This window comes from Nocardioides jiangsuensis (assembly GCF_019679455.1).
GTDB lineage: Bacteria > Actinomycetota > Actinomycetes > Propionibacteriales > Nocardioidaceae > Nocardioides_C > Nocardioides_C jiangsuensis.
Genome location: NZ_JAIEZQ010000001.1, coordinates 374,388 through 390,658, shown reverse-complemented (window position 1 = coordinate 390,658; position 16,271 = coordinate 374,388). Strand labels below are relative to the sequence as shown.

General features: G+C 72.3%; 12 protein-coding genes. 6 read left to right on the top strand and 6 right to left on the bottom strand.

The window, feature by feature from the left end; all coding sequences use genetic code 11:
• Nucleotides 1-85: 85 nt before the first annotated feature.
• Nucleotides 86-1,591, top strand: a complete 1,506-nt coding sequence (locus tag K1X13_RS01905) for an amino acid permease (protein WP_221023350.1) — start codon at nt 86-88, stop codon at nt 1,589-1,591.
• Between the two features lie 233 nt (nt 1,592-1,824).
• Here the strand turns inward: K1X13_RS01905 and K1X13_RS01900 are convergent, their stop codons facing one another.
• Together K1X13_RS01900 and K1X13_RS01895 are read right to left on the bottom strand one after the other, a co-directional pair.
• A complete protein-coding gene (locus K1X13_RS01900; protein WP_221023349.1) occupies nt 1,825-3,921 on the bottom strand; it encodes a 3-hydroxyacyl-CoA dehydrogenase NAD-binding domain-containing protein in 2,097 nt (698 codons plus the stop codon).
• Complete coding sequence (locus tag K1X13_RS01895; protein ID WP_225914493.1) at nt 3,921-5,165, bottom strand: thiolase family protein; 1,245 nt, start codon at nt 5,163-5,165, stop codon at nt 3,921-3,923. Before K1X13_RS01895 ends, K1X13_RS01900 begins: the two co-directional genes overlap by 1 nt.
• 302 nt (nt 5,166-5,467) lie before the next feature.
• Between K1X13_RS01895 and K1X13_RS01890 the strand changes: the two genes are divergently transcribed.
• The 4 genes from K1X13_RS01890 to K1X13_RS01875 all read left to right on the top strand — a co-directional run bounded on the left by K1X13_RS01890 (nt 5,468) and on the right by K1X13_RS01875 (nt 10,092).
• Nucleotides 5,468-6,403, top strand: a complete 936-nt coding sequence (locus tag K1X13_RS01890) for a proteasome assembly chaperone family protein (protein WP_221023348.1) — start codon at nt 5,468-5,470, stop codon at nt 6,401-6,403.
• A gap of 11 nt (nt 6,404-6,414) precedes the next feature.
• Nucleotides 6,415-7,281: an acyl-CoA thioesterase gene (locus K1X13_RS01885; RefSeq protein WP_221023347.1), complete on the top strand. Its 867-nt coding sequence runs from the start codon at nt 6,415-6,417 to the stop codon at nt 7,279-7,281.
• A gap of 290 nt (nt 7,282-7,571) precedes the next feature.
• Nucleotides 7,572-8,807: a M23 family metallopeptidase gene (locus K1X13_RS01880; protein ID WP_221023346.1), complete on the top strand. Its 1,236-nt coding sequence runs from the start codon at nt 7,572-7,574 to the stop codon at nt 8,805-8,807.
• Nucleotides 8,808-8,877: 70 nt separating this feature from the next.
• On the top strand, nt 8,878-10,092 hold the full coding sequence (locus K1X13_RS01875) for a hypothetical protein (protein ID WP_221023345.1): 1,215 nt from the start codon (nt 8,878-8,880) through the stop codon (nt 10,090-10,092).
• Nucleotides 10,093-10,149: 57 nt separating this feature from the next.
• Here K1X13_RS01875 and K1X13_RS01870 read toward each other — a convergent pair whose 3' ends face one another.
• Entirely contained in the window at nt 10,150-11,049 is a 900-nt protein-coding gene (locus K1X13_RS01870; protein WP_221023344.1) for a MaoC/PaaZ C-terminal domain-containing protein, read from the bottom strand.
• A gap of 4 nt (nt 11,050-11,053) precedes the next feature.
• Entirely contained in the window at nt 11,054-12,391 is a 1,338-nt protein-coding gene (locus K1X13_RS01865; protein WP_221023343.1) for a 3-oxoacyl-ACP reductase, read from the bottom strand.
• A 230-nt stretch (nt 12,392-12,621) separates the two neighbouring features.
• On the opposite strand from K1X13_RS01865, the gene K1X13_RS01860 reads away from it, so the two are divergent.
• On the top strand, nt 12,622-13,902 hold the full coding sequence (locus K1X13_RS01860; protein ID WP_221023342.1) for an acetyl-CoA C-acetyltransferase: 1,281 nt from the start codon (nt 12,622-12,624) through the stop codon (nt 13,900-13,902).
• A gap of 29 nt (nt 13,903-13,931) precedes the next feature.
• Here K1X13_RS01860 and K1X13_RS01855 read toward each other — a convergent pair whose 3' ends face one another.
• Both K1X13_RS01855 and K1X13_RS01850 read right to left on the bottom strand, forming a co-directional pair.
• Nucleotides 13,932-14,627, bottom strand: a complete 696-nt coding sequence (locus tag K1X13_RS01855; protein WP_221023341.1) for a TetR/AcrR family transcriptional regulator — start codon at nt 14,625-14,627, stop codon at nt 13,932-13,934.
• Nucleotides 14,628-14,685: 58 nt separating this feature from the next.
• Nucleotides 14,686-16,221, bottom strand: coding sequence for an ATP-dependent DNA ligase (locus K1X13_RS01850; RefSeq protein WP_221023340.1), 1,536 nt, complete (start codon nt 16,219-16,221; stop codon nt 14,686-14,688).
• Nucleotides 16,222-16,271 lie beyond the last annotated feature (50 nt).

The following is a 16,271-nucleotide window of genomic DNA, read 5'->3' as shown; positions in this document are numbered from 1 at the left end:
GATAGCGTGCTGCGCAGGTATCCGCCTGCGAAATCCGGGTATGTGTCCCTGAAGGACTGGGGACACAGACGCTTGAGGAGCTGACATGAACGTCCTACGCACGAAGTCGGTCGAGCAGTCGATCAGGGACACCGACGAGCCCGACCACACGCTGAAGAAGAACCTCGGGGCCCTCGACCTGGTGATCTTCGGCGTCGGCGTCATCATCGGTGCCGGCATCTTCGTGCTCACCGGTACCGCGGCGGCCACCAACGCCGGGCCCGCCGTCGCCGTCTCGTTCGCGATCGCCGGCCTCGCCTGCGGGCTCGCGGCCCTGTGCTACGCGGAGTTCGCCTCCACCGTGCCGGTCGCCGGCAGCGCCTACACCTTCAGCTACGCCACGTTCGGCGAGCTGATCGCGTGGATCATCGGCTGGGACCTGGTGCTCGAGTTCACGATCGGCTCCGCGGCGCTGGCCACCGGTTTCTCCGGCTACCTGCAGAACCTGCTGGCCGGCACCGCCTTCGAGCTCCCGCCCGCGCTGGCCTCCGCCGAGGAGGGCGTGGTGAACCTGCCCGCCGTGCTCATCGCGCTCGCGGTGATGGGGGTGCTGATCGTCGGCATCAAGCTGTCCAGCGTGATCAACCAGGTCGTCGTCGCGATCAAGCTCACCGTGGTCGCGCTCGTCGTGGTCGCCGGCATCGGCTACATCGACGCCTCCAACTACTCGCCGTTCGTGCCCCCGTCCGAGCCGAGCACCGGCAGCGCGGGCAGCTTCATGGAGCAGCCGCTGATCACCTCCCTGCTGGGGCTGGACCCCGCGGTGTACGGCGTCGCGGGCGTGGTCGCGGGCGCGGCCCTGGTCTTCTTCGCCTTCATCGGCTTCGACGTGGTCGCCACCACCGCCGAGGAGGCGAAGAACCCGCAGCGCGACGTGCCGATCGGCATCCTGGGCTCGCTGGCCATCGTCACCGTGCTCTACATGGCGGTCAGCCTCGTCATCACCGGCATGCAGAACTACCAGGACATCGACCCCAACGACGCCGCGCCGCTGGCCACCGCCTTCGACGCGGTCGGCGTGGAGTGGATGGGCAACCTGATCGCGGTCGGCGCCTGCATCGGGCTCACCGTCGTGGTGATGATCCTGATGCTCGGCCAGACCCGCGTCGCCTTCGCGATGGCCCGCGACGGGCTGCTGCCCCGCAAGGTCGCGAAGGTGCACCCCACCTTCGGGACGCCGTACCGGATCACCGCGATCACCGGCGTCGCCGTCGCGATCATCGCCGGACTGGTCGACCTCGCGACGCTGGCGCACCTGGTCAACATCGGCACGCTCTTCGCGTTCATCCTGGTCAGCGTCGGCGTGGTCATCCTGCGCCGGACCCGACCGGACCTCCCGCGCTCCTTCAGGGTGCCCGCCGCGCCGGTGGTGGCGACCCTCGCGGTGCTGCTCTGCCTGTACCTGATGCTCAACCTCACGGGCGACACCTGGGTGCGGTTCGCGGTGTGGATGGGTCTCGGCTTCGTCGTCTACTTCGCCTACAGCTACCGCAACAGCATGGTGGGGCGGCGCGCCGGCGAGGAGACCGACGTCGACGTCACCAGCCGGTAGCGCTGCTGGCCGTCGCGTCGTGCGCCGGTAGCCCGGCGTACGGCGGCGGGCGTACGGCGGATAGTTCGTGAGCAAACGGCTGTTCGCGCGTCGCCTGAGGACCATCTGCTCACGAACTACCGGGCCCGACCAGACGGGGTGGCGCGTGCCGAGCCGCGGCCAGACGCACGCAGCGCCGCCTCCCGAGCGGGGAGACGGCGCTGCGCAGGTGGTGCGACCCGGGACGCGGCGGGTCAGTGGAAGGTGGAGCCGGTGACCTTCTCCGCGACGCCGGTCCGGTCCAGCAGCGGGGTGAGCCCGCCGTTCCAGAACGAGAACCCGGCCCCGGTGATCATGCCGAGGTCGAGGTCCTCGGGGGCGGCCACGACACCCTCGTCGAGCATGAGACGGGCCTCCTCGGCGAGCACGGAGAGGACGCGCTCGCGCACCTGCTCGGAGGTGAGTACGACCGGCTCGGCCGGGGTCTCGAAGAGTTCCTCGACCTCGGGGTCGACGGCGCCGTCGGGGCCGTAGAGCCCCGGCTTGCCGGCGGCCACGAGCCGCTTGAGGTTCTCCGAGACGTAGAACCGGTCCGGGAAGGCGCCGTACAGGGTCTCGTTGTTGTGCAGCGCGACGGCCGGCCCGACCAGCGACAACAGGACGAACGGCGGCATCGGGGCGACCCCGGCGAACGCGTTGTCGGCCACCGAGATCGGCGTGCCCTCGTCGACGACCTTGCTGACCTCGCCCATGAACCGGCCGAGCAGCCGGTTGACGATGAACGACGGGCTGTCCTTGACCAGGATCGTGGTCTTCTTCAGCTTCTTGCCGGTCGCGAACGCGGTGGCCAGCGCGGCGTCGTCGGTGCGCTCGCCGCGGACGATCTCGAGCAGCGGCATCACCGCGACCGGGTTGAAGAAGTGGAAGCCCACGACCCGCTCGGGGTGCGCGAGGTCCGCGGCCATCTCGGTGATCGACAGCGAGGAGGTGTTCGTCGCGAGCACGCACTCCGGCGAGACGATCGCCTCGACGTCGGCGAAGACCTGCTTCTTGATCTTCAGCTCCTCGAACACCGCCTCGATCACGAAGTCGGCGTCGGCGAAGACCTCGCTCTTGTCGACCGCGCCGGACACGAGGGCCTTGAGCCGGTTCGCCTTGTCCTGGCTCGCCCGGCCCTTGAGCAGGAGCTTGTCGATCTCGGCGTGCACGTAGCTCACGCCCTTGTCCACCCGGGCCTGGTCGAGGTCGGTGAGTACGACGGGCACCTCGAGGCGGCGCGCGAAGAGCAGCGCGAGCTGGCTGGCCATGAGCCCGGCCCCGACGATGCCGACCTTGGTGACCGGTCGTGCCAGCGCCTTGTCCGGCGCACCGGCGGGACGCTTCGCGCGCTTCTGCACGAGGTCGAAGGCGTACAGGCCGGCCTTGAGCTCCGGGGTCATGATCAGGTCGGCGAGCGCCTCGTCCTCGGCGGCGAACGCCTCGTCCCGGTCGGCGGTCCGCGCGAGCACGATCAGGTCCAGCGCCCGGTACGCCGCGGGGGCGGCGCCGCCGGTCTTCGCGTCGGCGATGCCGCGGCCCTTGGCGACGGCGGCGGCCCAGGCCTCGCCGCGGTCGATCTCGGGACGCGCGACGGTGACCTCGCCGGTCAGCACCCGCGCGGCCCAGAGCAGGGACTGCTCGAGGAAGTCCGCGCCCTCGAACACCGCGTCGGCCAGGCCCAGCTCGAACGCGGCGGTGCCGCCGAGCATCTTGTTGTTGTTCAGCGCGTTCTCGACGAGCAGCGTCACGGCCTTCTCGGGGCCGACCAGGTTCGGCACCAGGTAGGCGCCGCCCCAGCCGGGGACCAGGCCGAGGAAGACCTCGGGCAGCGCCACGGCGGGCACGGAGTCCATGATCGTGCGGTAGGTGCAGTTCAGGGCCACCTCGAGGCCGCCGCCGAGGGCGAGGCCGTTGACGAAGCCGAAGGACGTCTTGCCGCCGTCGACGAGCTTGCGGAACACGCCGTGCCCGATCTGGGCGATCAGCTTGGCGTCCTCGCGGTCGGTGATGCCGGGCACGCCGGACAGGTCCGCGCCGGCGGCGAGGATGAACGGCTTGCCGGTGACGCCGATCGAGGTCACCTCGTCGCGGGCGAGCGCCGCGTCGATCGCGGTGTTGAGCGCGTCGAGGCTCTTCGGGCCGAACGTGTTCGGCCGGGTGTGGTCGAGGCCGTTGTCGAGGGTGATCAGCGCCATCGTGCCGGCGCCGTACGGCAGCGTCACGTCGCGGACCTTGGCCTCGGTGACCACCTCGTTCGCCGACATGGCGGCACCGCGGTCGAGCAGAGCCCGAAGCTCGGGGGTGGTGGTCATCAGGCTGCGCCTTCCTGGTTCGTCGTGGACTTGTCGGCGGAGCCGTCCCAGTGCGGGTTCTCCCAGATCACGGTGCCGCCCATGCCGATGCCGATGCACATGGTGGTCATTCCGTAGCGGACCTCGGGACGCTCCTCGAACTGCCGCGCCAGCTGGGTCATCAGCCGCACGCCGGAGGAGGCGAGCGGGTGGCCCATCGCGATGGCGCCGCCGTACGGGTTGACCCGGGCGTCGTCGTCGGCGATCCCGAAGTGCTCGAGGAACGCGAGCACCTGCACCGCGAACGCCTCGTTGACCTCGAACGCGCCGATGTCGTCGATGGTGAGGCCGGCCTGCTTCAGTGCCTTCTCGGTCGCCGGGATCGGGCCGGCGCCCATCACCTCGGGCTCGACGCCCACGAAGGAGAAGGAGACCAGGCGCATCCGCACCGGCAGGCCGAGGTCGCGGGCGGTCTCCTCGTCGGCGAGCAGGCAGGCGGTGGCGCCGTCGTTGATGCCGGCCGCGTTGCCCGCGGTGACCCGGCCGTGCGCGCGGAACGGGGTCTTCAGGGCCGCGAGGGTCTCCATCGTGGTGCCCGGACGCGGCGGCTCGTCGGCGGTGGCGAGGCCCCAGCCGGCCTCCGCGGTGCGGATCGCGACCGGCACCAGGTCGGGCTGGATCTTCGCGTCGGCGTAGGCCTGCGCGGTCTTCTCCTGCGAGCGGACGGCGTAGGCGTCGACGCGCTGCTTGGTGATCGAGGGGTAGCGGTCGTGCAGGTTCTCCGCGGTGTTGCCCATGGACAGCGCCTCGGGGTCGACGACCTTCTCGGAGATGATCCGCGGGTTCGGGTCGACGCCCTCGCCCATGGGGTGGCGGCCCATGTGCTCGACGCCGCCGGCGATGACCACGTCGTAGGAGCCGAACGCGATGCCGCCCGCGGTCGTGGTGACCGCCGTCATCGCGCCGGCGCACATCCGGTCGATGGCGTAGCCGGGGGTGCTCTGGGGCAGGCCCGAGAGCAGCGCGGCGGTGCGGCCGATGGTCAGCCCCTGGTCGCCGATCTGGGTGGTGGCGGCGATCGCGACCTCGTCCACCCGCTCGGGAGGCAGGTTGGGGTTGCGCCGCATGAGCTCGCGGATGCACTTGATCACCAGGTCGTCCGCACGCGTCTCGGCGTACTGACCCTTGGCCTTGCCGAACGGCGTCCGCACGCCGTCGACGAAGACGACCTCTCGCAACTGTCGGGCCACGAAGGGCTCCTTCATGCGTCGTAGGGGAATGACGCCCTGATGCTACCGGCTGGTAACAAAGCCGGGAAGCAGCCGGTGCTGTGCCGGTCGTCACGCCCGCGGAAGGGCATCGCGGACTGCATGGAGGCCCGCATCCTCGGCGCCGTCCCGGGGTCGCACACCTCGGCGATCCGGGCGCGGAGCTCCTCGACGAGGCCGGGCTGCGACAATGGGGCGGAATCCTGCTCGGGTGCGGGCATAGCGCGGAGGTCATCCGCGTTCCAGCATCGAGCGGCCGGAGATTTCCGTTCAACGACCGCGCCACGAAAGGTTGTGTGATGGCTGAGGCCTCCCGCTTCGTGCACATCGTCGACGAGGTGCCCGAGCTCGAGGGTCGCACCGACGGCCCGGTGCTCGTGCACGCGCTCGACGGCTTCCTGGACGCCGGCAACGCGGCGAACCTGGCCGCCAAGCACCTGCTGTCGCAGTCGAGCGGCCGGGTCGTCGCGAGCCTCGAGGTCGACGACTTCTACGACTACCGCGCCCGGCGCCCGGCGATGACGTTCATCGAGCACCACTACGAGCAGTACGACGCGCCGCGGCTCGTCGTGCGGCTGATGCACGACCAGCACGGGACGCCGTACCTGCTCCTGCACGGGCCGGAGCCCGACATGCACTGGGAGGGGTTCGCGTCCGCGGTGCGTGCGGTCGTCGAGCACTTCGGGGTGCGCCTGACCGTCGCCATGGGCGCCGTACCGATGGCGGTGCCGCACACCCGGCCGGTGATGCTGACCAACCACGCCACGTCACCGGAGCTGCTGATCCAGGAGAACGTGTGGAAGGGGCAGATCCGGATCCCCGCGAGCGCGCAGTCGCTGCTCGAGCTGCGGCTCGGGGAGTGGGGGCACGCCGCGATGGGCTTCGTCGCGCACATCCCGCACTACGTGGCGCAGTTCGACTACCCCCGGGCCGCGGTCTCCATCCTCGAGTCCGTCGAGGACGTCACCGGCCTGGAGTGGGACCTCGGCCCGCTGCGCACCGCTGGGGACACCAAGATGGCCGAGATCGCCGCGCAGATCGAGGACTCCGAGGAGGTCCGCGACGTGGTGCAGGGCCTCGAGCAGCAGTACGACGCCTTCCACCGGCCGAGCACCGAGGAGGGGAGCGCGCTCCCGCTGGCCGAGGAGCGCGACCTGCCCACCGGCGAGGAGATCGGCGCCGAGTTCGAACGTTTCCTGGCGGGGCTGGACCGTCCCGACCGCCCCGACGAGTAGAGGTTCCCGCCGTGCCCAGATCCGCCGACGAGCTCGTCGAGCTCCTCGACCTCGAGACCATCGACATCAACCTGTTCCGCGGCATCCAGCCCGACACGATCCTGCAGCGGGTCTTCGGCGGCCAGGTCGCCGCGCAGGCGCTGGTCGCGGGCGCGCGCACCGTGGACGACGCGCTCGTCGTGCACTCCCTGCACAGCTACTTCCTGCGGCCCGGCGACACCTCGGTGCCGATCGTGTACGACGTCGAGCGGATCCGCGACGGACGGACCTTCTCGACCCGCCGCATCGCGGCCCGCCAGCACGGCCGGCCGATCTACTACATGACCGCGAGCTTCCAGATCCCCGAGGAGGGGTTCGAGCACCAGGACGTGATGCCGGTCGTGCCCTCGCCGGGCGAGCTGCAGGACATGGGGGAGATGTTCCGGGCCCGGTCGCCCGAGAGCGCCGACGAGTGGCTGCGGGAGTGGGCCGCGCTCGAGCTGCGCTGGGTGGGGGACTCCCGCGACGGCGGGAGCATCCCGAACGACGAGCGGCCGGCGCAGTCGCGGCTGTGGATCCGCGTCAACGGCGACCTCGGCGACGACCGGCTGCTGCACCAGGCGGCGCTGACCTACGCCAGCGACATGACCCTGCTCGGGTCGACGCTCGTGCCGCACGGCGTGCACGTCTCGCACCCGACCATGCAGTCGGCCTCGCTCGACCACACGGTGTGGTTCCACCGCCCGTTCCGGGCCGACCAGTGGATGCTCTACGACCAGGCGTCCCCGTCGGCGTCCGGGGCGCGTGGGCTTGCGATCGGCCGGCTGTTCACCGAGGACGGGACGCTGGTCGCGTCGATGGCCCAGGAGGGGCTGATCCGGGTCCGCGACCGCGGCTGACGAACCTGGGGCGCTTTGTCCAGATTCCACCCGGAAATGTCGGGTTCTCCCACTGATCTTGGCGGGCGGCCCGGCCAGGGGACGCGGGTGCACGTGGTCCCGCGGGGTCGTGAGCGGACGGTCCGGGACGTGATGTCCCGCCGCCTCGGCTAGCACAAATCTCCCGAACCGGGCGACAGACACGCCGGGCGCCGGATACGGTTGGGCGATTTGAGGCGTAGTTCACCCTATGAGGTCTGTGTGACTCCTGGGGGCCGAGCCACGTCCCCGCCCGACCGAGAGGACCCGCCGTGGCCCCGAGACTGCCTGCTCCCGTCGCCCGACGGCGCTGCCGCCCGGCCCTCGCGGCGGGGGTGGTCGCGGTGGTGGCCACCGCGACCGTGGCGACGGCGGCGCCGGCGCTGGCCCGGCCGGACTACGAGATGCCCTTCCCGTGCGGCGAGCAGTGGACCGGCACCACCCGCTCCACGCACCGCCCCAGCGCCCTGTCGGTCGACTTCAACCGGCCGGGCGACCTCGGTGCGCTCGTGGTGGCCTCCGCGCCGGGTGTGGTCTCGCGGGTCGCGGACTCCGGCAGCAGCAGCTACGGCAAGTGGATCGTGGTCGACCACGGCGACGGCTGGCAGAGCCTCCACGCCCACCTGAAGGCGCAGTGGGTGCGCACCGGCCAGGTGGTCGACCAGGGCATGGCGCTCGGGCTCGTCGGCGAGTCCGGCGGGGTCAGCGGCGCCCACCTGCACTTCGAGGAGAAGTACGACGGCGACGTGGTCCGGCCCTCCTTCTCCGGCACCACCTTCACGTTCGGCACCACCCTCGCCTCGGGCAACTGTCCCGACGTACCGCTGGCCGGCGACTGGGACGGCGACCGGACGGACCAGGTGGCGGTCTTCCGTCGTACCCCGTCCGGGTCCTTCCTGCTCGCGGGCACCGACGGCTCCGTCGGCACCGTCACCTTCGGACGGGGGAGCGACACCCCGGTGACCGGCGACTGGGACGGCGACCAGGTCACCGAGGTGGGCGTACGGCGCCAGCGCGGCCGCGCGTTCTTCCTCCGCAAGGACGACGGCACCAGCACCCGCGTCAAGATCGGCCGGATCACCGACCTGCCCGTCACCGGCGACTGGGACGGCAGCGGCACCACCGACGTCGGCGTCTGGCGCCCCGGGGCGCACGCGTTCCGGCTGCTGCGCGCCGACGGCACGCAGCAGGTGGTGCGCCTCGGCACGGTCGGCTCCACTCCTGTGACGGGGGACTGGGACGGCAACGGGGTCACCGACCTCGGCGTCTTCGACGCGGCCACCGCGACGTTCACGCTCCGCACGGTCGCGGGCGGCACGGCGAGCACCAGCACCGTCGCGCTGGGCACCGCCACCGACCTCCCGGTGACGGGGGACTGGAACGGCGACGGGGTCACCGACCTCGGCGTGTGGACCCCGGCCACCGCGACGTACACGCTGCGGACCACGCCGGCGCCGGGACTCCGCCGGGCCCGGGTCACCGCCCTCGTCTTCGGCCAGCCGCGCTGATCTAGCCTGTCCTCTGGACACCGGCTGTCGGGCCCGCGGGTCGACGGCTCTCGAGGCCTTCGGAGGACGCATGCACCGGCTCTACCTGCACGTCGGCATGATGAAGACGGGCACGACCTACCTGCAGAACGTCTGGCGGGCCAACCACGAGGAGCTCGCCGACCAGGGCGTCTACTACCCGGTCGCGCCCGGGTCGCCGGCGCAGCGGTTCGCCGTGTGGGACTTCCTCGGCCGGCAGCCGCGTGGCGCCGACGACGGTCGCACCGCCGGCCAGTGGGCCGCGCTGACCGCCGCGGTCTCGGAGCGGGCGGACCGGACCGTGCTGCTCTCCGAGGAGTCGCTGGCCTCGGTGTCGGTACGCCGCGCCCGCCGCGCCGTCGCCGCCTTCCCCGACCACGAGGTGCACGTCGTGGTGACCGCCCGTGACCTCGGCCGGGTCCTGTCCTCGGCGTGGCAGGAGGACGTGAAGAGCGGGGCGGCGTACACATGGCCGGAGTTCATCGCCGCCGTACGCGACCCCGACGCGCTCACCCGTGACCCGGCCCGCGGCTTCTGGCTGCGGCACGACCTGCCTGCCGTGGTGGAGACCTGGGCCGAGGCGGCCGGCGCCGACCGCGTGCACGTGGTGACCGTCCCGCCGGAGGGCTCCGAGCCCGGGCTCCTGCTCGCGCGGATGGGCGGGCTCGTCGGCTTCGACCCCGCCCGGCTGACCGCGCCCGTGGCCCGCGGGAACACGTCGATCGGCACCTCGGGGACCGAGGTGGTCCGGCGGCTCAACGAGCGGCTCGGGGGCCGGCTGAACCAGCGGCAGTACGACTGGGTGGTCAAGAACACCGTGGAGCAGGACCCGCCGTCGACCACCGCCGCGGACCGGATGGTGCTGCCGGCCGAGCACCTGGCCTGGGCGACCGAGCAGGCCGAGCGGATGGTCGGTCGGCTGGAGCGCGGCGGCTACGACGTCGTCGGCGGCCTCGACGAGCTCCGGCCGCAGGCGCCGCAGGGTGGCCGGTTGCCCGACGAGGTCAGCGACGAGGAGCTGCTCGACTCCGCGCTGCACGTGCTCACCGTGCTCGCCGAGCGGCACGCGAAGCTGTGGTGGCGCAACCGCAGGTCCGACCAGCCGGGCACCGCCGCCGGGTCGGTGGCGGTGCGGGCCTCGAGCGGGCTGCGGGGCGCGGCCTACCGGGTCCGGCGCAAGGGCGCCGACCTGTCGGACCGGAACCGGGTCGCGGCGGCCGCGATGGCGATCTACCTCCGGACGCGCGGCCGCGGCGCCGCCCGCTGACCCGGCCCGTCCTGACTGCGGTCGCCGGCCCATTCGTGTCCCGACGGCGGCGGTGCGCTAACGGAGCGCGGTGGCGCGGCCCAGCAGGTGGGGCGCGCCGTCCTTCGGGCTGGTCAGCGAGAACGCCCAGTCCCGTGCGTCCCCGGACGAGACCGCGCGCGACCCGAACGCGACCGTGCCCGGCAGCAGCACCGGCTTCTTGAACGCGACGTCGACCCGCACCGCGTCGGGGTACCGACCGTCGAGCGCGGCGAGGCAGCGGGCCTTGCTCCACATGCCGTGCGCGATCTGTCGGGGGAACCCGAACGCCTTCGCCGTGACGGCGTACAGGTGGATCGGGTTGTGGTCCCCGGAGACCGCGGCGTACCGGCGGCCCAGGTCGGCGCCGAGACGCCACTGCGTCCCCGACGACGGCACCGTCTCGAGGTCGAGCCCCTCGTCGACCGCGCCCTCGGCGGGCCGTCCGCGGCGCAGGAAGGTGGAGGTCTCCTCCCAGACCGGCTCGCCGCCGGAGTGCACCTCGGTGACGAGGTCGAAGAGCGTGCCCTTCGCGTGCCCGCGCAGCCCCTCCGGACGGGCGGAGACCTGGAGCCGCTCGCCCGCCGAGATCGCCCGGTGCTGGGTGATCGTGTTCTCCAGGTGCACGGTGCCGATCGCCGGGTACGGGAACTGCGCGTCGGTCATGATCGCCATGTGCAACGGGAACGCCAGCAGGTGCGGGTAGGTGACCGGGAGGGTCTCCTTGAGCCCGAAGCCGCAGACCTCGGCGTACGCCGCCACGTGGGCCCGGTCGACGGGGACGTCGTGCCGGGTCAGCGTGACCTGGGGCAGGGCGGACCCGGTCCTGCGGACGCCGGGCAGCCGGGAGATCCCGGGCAGGACCGGCAGCGCCGCCTTGAGCAGCAGCGGCAGGGTCCTCGGCTCGCCGGTGACCTCGCGAGTGGTGGCCTCGGGCATCGCCTCAGGCCCCCAGCATCATCTGGCCGCAGACCCGGACCACGTTGCCGTTGACGGCGGTGGAGGCGGGGCTGGCGTACCAGGCGATCGTCTCGGCGACGTCGACCGGCAGCCCGCCCTGCGAGAGGGCGTTGAGTCGGCGGCCGACCTCGCGGGTCATGAACGGGACCGCGGCGGTCATCTTCGTCTCGATGAAGCCCGGGGCGACCGCGTTGATCGTGATCCCCCGGTCCAGCTCGCCCGCGAGCGCGTCGACGAGGCCGATCACGCCGGCCTTGGACGCGGCGTAGTTGGTCTGGCCCAGGTTGCCGGCGATGCCCGCGATCGACGCGACGCCGACGATCCTGCCGTTGGCGTTGACCAGCTTCTGCTTCAGCAGCTCGGCGGTGATCAGCTCCGGCGCGGTCAGGTTCACCGCGATCGTGGAGCTCCAGCGGTCCTCCGGCATGTTCGCCAGCTTCTTGTCGCGGGTGATGCCGGCGTTGTGCACGACCACGTCGACCCCGCCGTGCTTCTCCTCGACATGGCGCGCGATCCGCTGCGGCGCGTCCTTGGTGGTGATGTCGAGGGTGAGGTGGTCACCGTCGAGCTCGCTCATCAGCGCCTGGAGCTCGCTGGCGGCCTGGGGTACGTCGACGCCGAGGACCGTCGCGCCGTCGCGGTGCAGCACCCGGGCGATCTGCTCGCCGATGCCGCGGCTGGCGCCCGTGACGAGCGCGACCTTGCCGGCGAGGGGCCGGGTCCAGTCCTCGACCGGCTCGGCCGCGGTGGCGCCGGTGACGCCGATCCGGACGACCTGACCCGAGACGTAGGCCGACTTGGGGGAGAGCAGGAAGCCGAGGGTGGAGGCGGTGGCGGCGTCGGCGGCCGGGGCGACGTACACCAGCTGGACGGTCGAGCCGCGGCCGATCTCCTTGCCCAGGGAGCGGGTGAAGCCCTCGAGGGCGCGCTGGGCGACGCGCTCGGCGGTGGAGTTGGTGCTCTCCGGCGGCGTGCCGAGCACCACGACGCGAGCGCAGCTCTGCAGGCTGCGCATGAGCGGGGTGAAGAAGCGTTGGAGGGCAACCAGGTCGGCCGAGGACTCGATGCCGGTGGCGTCGAACACCAGGCCCTTGTACTGCTCGCCCTCGGCGGCGTGTGTGACCGAGGCGATGCCGAGCTCGTCGAGCGCGGAGACCACGGCGGTGCCGAGCCGTCCGTCGCCGCCGACCACGACCGTGCCGTCGACGAGGGGGGCGCCCTCGGTCCACCGGTCCAGCGTCACCGGGTTGGGCAGGCCGAGGTTCTTGGCGAGCAGCTGGCCCACGGGGGTGTGGATCAGGGACTGGTACCTATCGCTCATGCGGACTGTCTCCTCCAGGTCGGTGCAGCTGCGGGCCCGGTCCTCGAGCTCCGGATCACATGTAACTATGGGTGTAACTCGGAGTCCACATTTCGTGATGTGGCCCTCACTACGTTCCCTTCCGGCGCGCGGCCGCGCAAGGATGGCCGGGTAAGACTCGCACGTGCCGGGCGCCGCTCGCCCGACCGTGCGCCGTCCACCCGTCGCTGGACATCACCAGGAGCTGAGACATGCAGGCCAACACCCGTCGGGTCGCCATCATCGGCGGCAACCGGATCCCGTTCGCGCGCTCGAACACCGTCTACGCGAACGCGTCCAACCAGGACATGCTCACCGCCGCGATCGACGGGCTGGTGGCCCGCTACGGCCTCGAGGGTCGTCGGCTCGGCGAGGTCGTCGCCGGCGCCATCCTCAAGCACTCCCGCGACTTCAACCTGACGCGCGAGTCGGTGCTCGGCTCGAAGCTCGCCCCGGAGACGCCGGCGTACGACATCCAGCAGGCGTGCGACACCGGCATCCAGGCGGCCGTCACGGTGGCGAACAAGATCGCCCTCGGGCAGATCGAGGTGGGCATCGCCGGCGGCACCGACACCACCTCCGACGCCCCGATCGCGGTGAACGAGAAGCTCCGCAAGATCCTGCTCGAGGCGAACCGTGCCAAGACCCTGCAGGCCCGGCTCGCCGCGCTCGTCAAGGTGCGCCCGGGCCACCTCGCGCCGTCGATCCCCGCGAACAAGGAGCCGCGCACCGGTCTGTCGATGGGGGAGTCCGCCGCGCTCACCGCGCTGGAGTGGGACATCGGCCGGGAGGAGCAGGACGAGCTCGCGGTCCGCTCGCACCACAACCTCGCGGCGGCGTACGACCGGGGCTTCCTCGACGACCTGGTCACCCCGTTCAACGGTCTCGAGCGCGACCAGAACCTGCGCGCGGACTCCTCGCTGGAGAAGCTCGCGACGCTCAGGCCGGTGTTCGGCAAGGGCGAGGCGGCCACGATGACCGCCGCGAACTCCACGCCGCTGACGGACGGCGCCTCGGCCGTGCTGCTCGCGTCGGAGGAGTACGCCGCGGAGCAGGGCTGGAACGTGCTGGCCTACCTCACCGTCGCCGAGACCGCGGCGGTGGACTACGTGCACGGTGGTGAGGGGCTGCTGATGGCGCCGGCCTACGCCATGCCGCGGATGCTCGACCGCGCCGGGCTCTCCCTGCAGGACTTCGACTTCTACGAGATCCACGAGGCGTTCGCCTCGCAGGTGCTGGCCACCCTCAAGGCGTGGGAGGACCCGATCTTCTGCAAGGAGCGGCTCGGGCTCGACGCGCCGCTGGGGTCGATCGACCGCGAGAAGCTGAACGTGGCGGGGTCGTCGCTGGCCGCGGGGCACCCGTTCGCGGCGACCGGCGGGCGGATCGTGGCGACGCTGGCCAAGCTGCTCGACGAGAAGGGCTCGGGCCGCGGCGTGATCTCGATCTGCGCTGCCGGCGGCCAGGGCGTCACCGCGATCCTCGAGAAGTAACCCGACCGCCGCATCCCGGCGGGTCGGCGTCAGGCCGGAGGGCCGACGGCCATCGCGATGCTGGTCGCCACCATGTGCTCGCGCAGCTGCTCGGGGGAGAGCGGCGCCACCGTGGGTACTCCCGGCGCGGCCTCCTTGACGAGCATCCCGACCCGGGCCAGCTGCATGCCGCCGAGCCCCATCGCGTACAGCGCGTTCGCGAGCAGGTGCACGTCGGGGGTGTGGAAGGTCCCCTCGTCCACGCCGGCCTGCAGCACCTCGGCCACGTGCGCGAGGCAGCTCGCGATCCCGCGGCCGAGCCGGTACACCGCCCCCTCGCTGACCTCTTCGAGCAGCTCCGGTCCCGGGCGCCGCATCAGGGTCTGGGCGCAGTCCACGAAGGCGGGGAACTCGATGCCGTAGTCGATGAACGCCCCGGTGATGCCGCGCAGCCGTGCGGTGGGGGAGGCGCTCGTGTCGTCGGCGGCGGCGAGCCGGCTCTCGAGCTCGTCGAGGTAGCCGACCAGGGTCAGCGCGAACAGCTCCTCCTTGCCGGAGAAGTGCCGGTAGATGATCGCGCGGTTGATCCCGACCGACCGGGCGATGTCCTCGATCTGGGCGTCGCGGACGCCGCGCGCGTCGAAGAGCGCGCGGGTGGCGTCGAGGATCTCCTTCTCGCGCAGCCGGCGGCGCACCGCCGCTGCGGACCGACGGCCGTCGGTCTTCTCGCTGGTCACGGGGCTCATGCCCCCATGCTATGCCGCGTGGAACGGAGAGTTGCACGCGTCGTACACGCCCGGCGGGTCACGCCTCCCCAGTGTGCAGGGACCGGACCGTGGTGATCGTGTCCGCCTCCGCCGCGGGCTTGTCGTCGCGGTAGCGCAGGACACGGGCGAAGCGCAGGGCCATCCCAGCCGGGTAGCGGCTGGAGGTCTGGATGCCGTCGAAGGCCACCTCCACCACCTGCTCGGGCCGGACGTGGACGACGTACGACGTCCGCGAGGTCTCGAGCTCGAGGAACCGCTCGGTCTGCCAGGCGAGCATCTCGTCGGTCATCCCCTTGAAGGTCTTGCCGAGCATCACGAAGCCGCCGTCCTCGTCGCGGGCGCCGAGATGGATGTTGGACAGCAGCCCGCTGCGCCGCCCGCTGCCCCACTCGACCGCCAGCACCACGAGGTCGAGCGTGTGCCGCGGCTTGACCTTCACCCACGAGGCCCCGCGCCGGCCGGCGTCGTACGCCGCGTCGAGCCCCTTGACGACCACGCCCTCGTGGCCGGAGGCGACCGTGCTCGCGAAGTAGTCCGCGGCCTCCTGCGCGTCGGCGGTGACCAGACGCGGCACCACGAGGTCGGCCGGGAGCGCGTCGGCCAGCGCGGTGAACCGGTCGCGGGCGGGCCGGTCGAGCAGGTCCTCGCCGTCGACGTGCAGCAGGTCGAAGAAGTACGACGTCAGCGGCACCCGGGTCCGCAGCGTCGCCACGTCGAGCTTGCTCGCGGTGCGCGCCGCAGTCTCCTGGAACGGGCGCGGCCGGCCCCCGGCGTCGAGTGCGATGGCCTCGCCGTCGAGCACCAGCGTGCGGGCGGGGAGCGCGGCCACGGCCTCGACCACCTCGGGCAGCCGGTCGGTGATGTCGTCGAGGGTGCGGGTGTAGACCCGGACGCCGCCGTCGTGCTTGTGCACCTGCATCCGGATCCCGTCGAGCTTGCAGTCGACCGCGAGCTCGACGCCCGGCCCGACCTTCTCGACCGCGGCGGGCAGGTCGGGGGCGCTGGAGGCCAGCATCGGCCGCAGCGGTCGCCCCACCTCGAGCGAGAAGCCGGCGAGCTCCTGCTCGCCGCCGGTGAGCGCGGCCACCGCGACCGGGACGGTGGCCCCGCACAGCATCGACGCCCGGCGCACCGCGGCCGGGGACACGTCGGCCGCGGCGGCGATCGCCTCCAGCATCAGCCCGTCGAGCGCCCCCTGGCGGAGCTCGCCGGTGACGAGCCGGCGGAGGAACTCCTGCTCCTCGGCGGTGGCCCGCCCGAACAGACCGTCGACCAGGTCCGTGCGGGCCTGCCGCGAGCCCGCTCCGGCGACCGCGCTGACCTGCTCGAGGGTGGCGTGCACCTCCTCGACCCCCAGCGTGCTGGTCGCGGCCGGAGGCGGCAGCTCGGTGAGGCTGCGCCAGCCGAGCCCGGTGCGGCGCTGCCGGAGCACCCCGGACAGGTAGGCGGTCACGGTCTCGACCTCGGCGGGCCCGGCCGCGCGCAGTGCCGCGGCGAGCGCCTCCGTCTTCGCCTTGCGGGAGCGGGTGGCGCCCACGGCGCGCGACGCCTCGACCACGTCCTGGAGCAGCATGCCGCCATTCTGTCCCCCCGGACCGACAGTCCCGCACGTCCAGGTGCGCG